Annotated in this window: 5 protein-coding genes and 1 pseudogene; all 6 read right to left on the minus strand. The window is 76.7% G+C overall.

The window, feature by feature from the left end:
- The coding region (locus VGL20_01310) for a molybdopterin cofactor-binding domain-containing protein (GenBank protein HEY2702304.1) at positions 1-1,205 on the minus strand (1,205 nt) is incomplete at its 3' end.
- On the minus strand, positions 1,202-2,203 hold the full coding sequence (locus VGL20_01315) for a xanthine dehydrogenase family protein subunit M (GenBank protein ID HEY2702305.1): 1,002 nt from the start codon (positions 2,201-2,203) through the stop codon (positions 1,202-1,204). The genes VGL20_01310 and VGL20_01315, both read right to left, overlap by 4 nt.
- Positions 2,200-2,685 (minus strand): annotated as a pseudogene (locus VGL20_01320) ((2Fe-2S)-binding protein). The gene VGL20_01315 and the pseudogene VGL20_01320 overlap by 4 nt, the downstream one beginning before the upstream one ends.
- A 37-nt stretch (positions 2,686-2,722) precedes the next feature.
- Positions 2,723-3,733, minus strand: a complete 1,011-nt coding sequence (locus VGL20_01325; protein ID HEY2702306.1) for an S-adenosylmethionine:tRNA ribosyltransferase-isomerase — start codon at positions 3,731-3,733, stop codon at positions 2,723-2,725.
- A gap of 2 nt (positions 3,734-3,735) precedes the next feature.
- A complete protein-coding gene (locus VGL20_01330; GenBank protein ID HEY2702307.1) occupies positions 3,736-4,449 on the minus strand; it encodes an SDR family oxidoreductase in 714 nt (237 codons plus the stop codon).
- Between the two features lie 98 nt (positions 4,450-4,547).
- On the minus strand, positions 4,548-4,763 hold a 216-nt coding region (locus VGL20_01335), incomplete at its 5' end, for an HNH endonuclease signature motif containing protein (protein ID HEY2702308.1).

Below are 4,763 nucleotides of genomic sequence, written 5' to 3' on the forward strand. Positions count from 1 at the left end.
TCCCGCAGCCGCTTGCTCGACCACGGCCGCCCGTTCTCGGGGTCGTGGTCGGCGTGGTTGCGGAGGCGCAGCTCGACGGGGTCGACGCCGGTGGCGGCGGCGAGCTCGTCGAGGGCGCACTCCAGGGCGAAGCTGCCCGGAGCCTCGCCCGGTGCCCGCATGAAGGTGGCCGCGGGCAGGTGCATCGCGACCTGGCGGTGCACGGTCTCGAGGTGGGGGACGGCGTAGAGCATGCGAGTCCCCACCCCGGCGGGGTCGCCGTAGCCGTCGTGGGCGGCGACGGCGTCCACCACCTCGTGGCGGAGCCCGCTCACCACCCCGTCGCCGGCGGCGCCGAGGGTCACCCGCTGCCAGCTGCGGGCGCGGTGCCCGGTGAGGTCGAAGAGCTGCCGCCGGTCGAGGACGACGCGGACCGGCCGGCCGAGCTCGCGGGCGGCGAGGGCGGCGAGCACGGTGTGATCCCAGACCGAGCCCTTGGAGCCGAAGCCGCCGCCGATGAACTGGGTGAGCACGCGGATGTTCGCGGCGGGGATGCCGAGCAGGGGGGCGAGACGGTCGGCGACCTCGGCCACGCCCTGGGAGGGGTCGTGGACGGTGAGCCGGTGGGGGCCGTCCCAGACCGCCATGGTGGCGTGGGGCTCGATCGCGGCGTGGTGGTGCATGGGGATCGTGTAGGCGGCCTCGACCCGGACCTCGGCGGCCTCGAGGGCGGCGTCGACGTCGCCGCGGCGGTACACCGCGGGGGCGCCGGCGAAGGTCTCGGGGGTGACCGCTGCGGCGGCGTCGAAGCGGGTGCGCGCCAGGTCGTCGCGGTACCGGACGGCCACCAGCGAGGCGGCGTGGACGGCCTGCTCGAAGGTCTCCGCCACCACCAGGGCGACGGGCTGGCCGAAGTGGTCGACGGTCCGCCCGTTGACGAGGTGGAGGCTGCGGTCGAGGAAGCCCGCGGGGGTCAGCGTGCCCCGCTCGGGCAGCGGCCGCTCCGGCGAGAAGACGGCGAGCACGCCCCCGGCCGCCTCGGCGGCGGTGATGTCGACCGCCTCGACGCGGCCGCGGGCGATGCGGCTGCCGACGATCACCCCGTGGGCGAGCCCCTCGACCCGGATCTCGGCGGTGTAGCCGGCGGCGCCGGTGACCTTGAGGCGGGCGTCCACCCGCGACGGCCCGGCCTGGGCGCCGTGCCGCCGGCGCGGCGGCGCGCTCACGCCCGCCCTCCGGCGGCCGCGGCCACCGTGCCCAGGCAGCGCACCAGGACGCGGCGGGCCAGCTCCACCTTGAAGACGTTGTCGCGGATCGGGGCGGCGGGCCGCAGCGCGGCGGCGGCGGCGAGGGCGAAGGTCTCGCCGTCCGCTGCGCGGCCGCGCAGCGCCGCCTCGGCCTCGAACGACCGCCAGGGCACCGTGCCCACCCCGCCGAGGGCGACCCGGGCGTCGCGCACGCTGCCGCCGTCGAGGTCGAGGGCCACCGCCGCCGAGACCAGGGCGAACGCGAACGAGGCGCGATCGCCCACCTTGAGGTAGCGCGAGCCCGCCGCCCAGGGCAGCGGCGGGATCTCGACCGCGGTGATCAGCTCGCCGCGGGCCAGCGCGGTCTCGCGCTCGGGATGGTCGCCGGGGAGCAGGTGCAGCTCGGTGACGGGAACGCTGCGCCCCCCGCCGGGGCCGCGCACCGACACGGTGGCGCCGAGCGCCGCCAGCGCCACGCACATGTCCGAGGGATGCACGGCGATGCAGGCCGGGCTGGTGCCGAGGACGGCGTGGCCGCGGTGGACGCCGTCGCGGGCTCCGCACCCGGAGCCGGGCTCGCGGCGGTTGCAGGGCATGGCGGTGTCGCGGAAGTAGCTGCAGCGGGTGCGCTGCATCAGGTTCCCGCCGACCGTGGCCATGTTGCGCAGCTGCGCCGACGCGCCCGCGAGCAGCGCCTCGGAGAGCATCGGGAACCGCCCCCGCACCGCAGGGTGGTGGGCGACGTCGCTGATCCGCGCCAGGGCGCCGATGCGCAGGCCGCCGCCGTCGAGCTCGTCGATGCCGCGCAGCGGCAGCGCGTTGATGTCCACCAGCACCGCCGCGGTCTCGACGTCGAGCTTGAGCATGTCGAGGAGGTTGGTCCCGCCCGCCAGCCAGGCCGCGTCGCCGGGGTGGCCCGCCAGGGCGGCGAGCGCCGCCTCCTCGCTCCCCACCGCCAGGTGCCGGATCGGCCTCACCCGGCCGCGTCCCCGACCCGGCCGAGCTCGCGGCGGGCCTGCTGCACCGCGGCGATGATCCCGGGATGGGCGCCGCAGCGGCAGAGGTTGCCGCTCATCGCCTCGCGGACGTCGGCGTCGTCGGGGCCGCAGGGCTCGTCGAGCAGGGCCACCGCGCTCATCACCTGGCCGGGGGTGCAGTAGCCGCACTGCATCCCGTCGTGCTCGATGAAGGCGCGCTGCACCGGGTGCAGCTCGTCGCCGCGGGCCAGGCCCTCGACGGTGGTGACCTGGTGCCCGGCCTCCATCACCGCCAGGGTGAGGCAGGAGAGGATGCGGCGGCCGTCGACGATCACCGTGCAGGCACCGCACTGCCCCATGTCGCAGCCCTTCTTGGTGCCGGTGAGATGGAGGTGGTCGCGCAGCGCGTCGAGCAGGGTGGTGCGGGGGGCCAGGCGGAGCACCTGCTCGGCGCCGTTGACCCGCATCCGGACCTCCACCGATTCCACGGCGCCATGGTACGCACCGCGTCGTGCCGCGTCACAGCACCAGCATGGAGTCGCCGAACTCGTGCCAGAGGTAGCCGCGCTGGAGCATCTCGGCGTGGGCGCGCTCGAGCAGCGGCGCCGGGACCGCGGCGGCGACGATGTCGAGGTGCGACGCGCCGGGCTCGTGGAGGCCGGTGAGCAGCGAATCGACGGCGCGCATCCGGTGCCCCGGGGTGACCGCGAGGCCGGTCCAGCCCCGGGCGGGCAGCACCCGCCGCCGGCCGCCGGCGGCGCTCTCCAGGGCACGGACCACGGTGGTGCCGACGGCGACGACCCGGCCCGCCCGGTTGATCGCCGCGGCGGCGCCCGGGCCCACCGAGAACCACTCCTCGAGGAGCGGATGGGTGGCGTCGACGGCGTCGTCCTGGGTGGAGCTGAGGCCGGTGTGGAGGACGATGTCGGCGACCTCCACGCCGCGTGCGCGGAGCCCGAGGAGCAGCTCCCAGCTCAGCACCCGGCCCGCCGAGGGGGTCTCCGCCGAGCCCGGGTGGGTGGCGTAGACGGTCTGGTCGTGCTCGGCGGCGATGCCCTCGCCGGCGTACGAGTAGCGGATCGGGCGCCCGTGGGCGAGCAGGGTCTCGAGCCCGCCGGCGCCCTCGAGCTCCAGCCGCCAGACCAGCGGGACGTCGGCACGGCGGCCGGTGACCAGCGCGGTGAGGCCGCCGGGGAGGCGCAGCCGCTCGCCCTCGCGCAGCGGCACCGGGGCGTGGGGAGGGGTGACGCCGACGGCGAGCGCGTCCCAGCTCTGCCCCCGCCGCACCCAGGGACGGATCTCGACGGCGCCGCCGTCGGCGCGAGCGCCGCGCAGGGTGGCGGGGATGGTGCGGCTGCTGTTCACCACCAGCAGGTCGCCGGCGCCGAGGTGGTCGCCGAGCCGCGCGACGGTGGTGTGGACCACCGCCCGCGCCGCCCGTTCGACGACGCAGAGCCGCACCCCGTCGCGGCGGAGGCCGCGCAGCTCGGGCGGCGCCGAGGCGCGCTGGCGCGGGGGGACGGCGAGCATGGTCACGAGAGCGCCGCCACCGTCCGGGTCGCGACCTCCGCGGGCGCGGCGACCAGGCGGAGGATGGCCTCGGCGACCTCGACGGGGTCGCGCAGCGTGGCCGGGTCGGCGTCGGGGTCGGCGGCGCGGTGCATGTCGGTGTCCATGTCGCCGGGGTCGACGGCGATCACCCGCACCCCGCTGCCCTCCAGCTCCGCCGCCCAGCTGCGGGTCAGCCCCTCGAGCGCGGCCTTGGAGGCGCCGTACACGCCCCAGCCGGGATAGCCTACGACGGCGGCGTCGGAGGTGATGTTCACCACCACGCCGCGGCCGCGCAGCAGCATGCCGCCGATCACGGCGCGGGTGAGCCGGAAGGCGCCGAGCACGTTGACGTCGAGCGCCCGCTGCAGCGCCTCGCTGCTGGCGTCGGTGAGGTGGGCGAGCGGCACGGTGCCGAGGTCGGAGGCGTTGTTGACGAGGATGTCCACAGCTCCGAGGTGGTCGAGCGCGGTGGCGGCGACCCGCTCGACGTCGCGGGCGATGCCGAGGTCGGCGCTGATCACCACCGCCCGAACGCCGGCGGCGCAGACCTCCGCGACCACCTCCTCGAGCGGAGCGATGCGGCGCCCGCAGAGGGCCAGCACGGCTCCCTCCCGGGCGAAGCTCAGCGCCAGGGCGCGGCCGAGGCCCCGCGAAGCGCCGGTGATGAGGGCGGCCTGTCCGTCGAGCGATCCCATGCTCTCGATGCTCGACGAGCGATGGCTCCGGGCGCGTCGGCCAGCGGACGGAGCCGGGGGTCGGTCTTCCGGCGGATGGGGGTGGGGGCCCGGGCCGGTCACGGGCCGGCCCTGCGCCTCGGGCGCCTCCAGCACCCGCCGGTGGCGGTGCCCAGCAGCAGGCCGTCGTGGGTCTCGAAGCAGAGGTCGCCCCCGGCGGTGCGGCGGATGTCGAACTCGCCGTCGTGGTGCCGGTTGTGGTGGTATTCGCACAGCGAGAGGAGGTTCCACAGCCTCGTCGGACCTCCGTCGATCCGGTGGTGGATGTGGTGGGC

The organism is Candidatus Dormiibacterota bacterium, from assembly GCA_036495095.1.
Taxonomy (GTDB): Bacteria; Chloroflexota; Dormibacteria; order Aeolococcales; family Aeolococcaceae; genus CF-96.

Excerpts from the sequence above, each read along its gene's own strand:
- VGL20_01325 (HEY2702306.1), bottom strand. The coding sequence starts at position 3,733 with ATGCTCGCCGTCCCCCCGCGCCAGCGCGCCTCGGCGCCGCCCGAGCTG.
- VGL20_01330 (HEY2702307.1), bottom strand. The coding sequence starts at position 4,449 with ATGGGATCGCTCGACGGACAGGCCGCCCTCATCACCGGCGCTTCGCGG.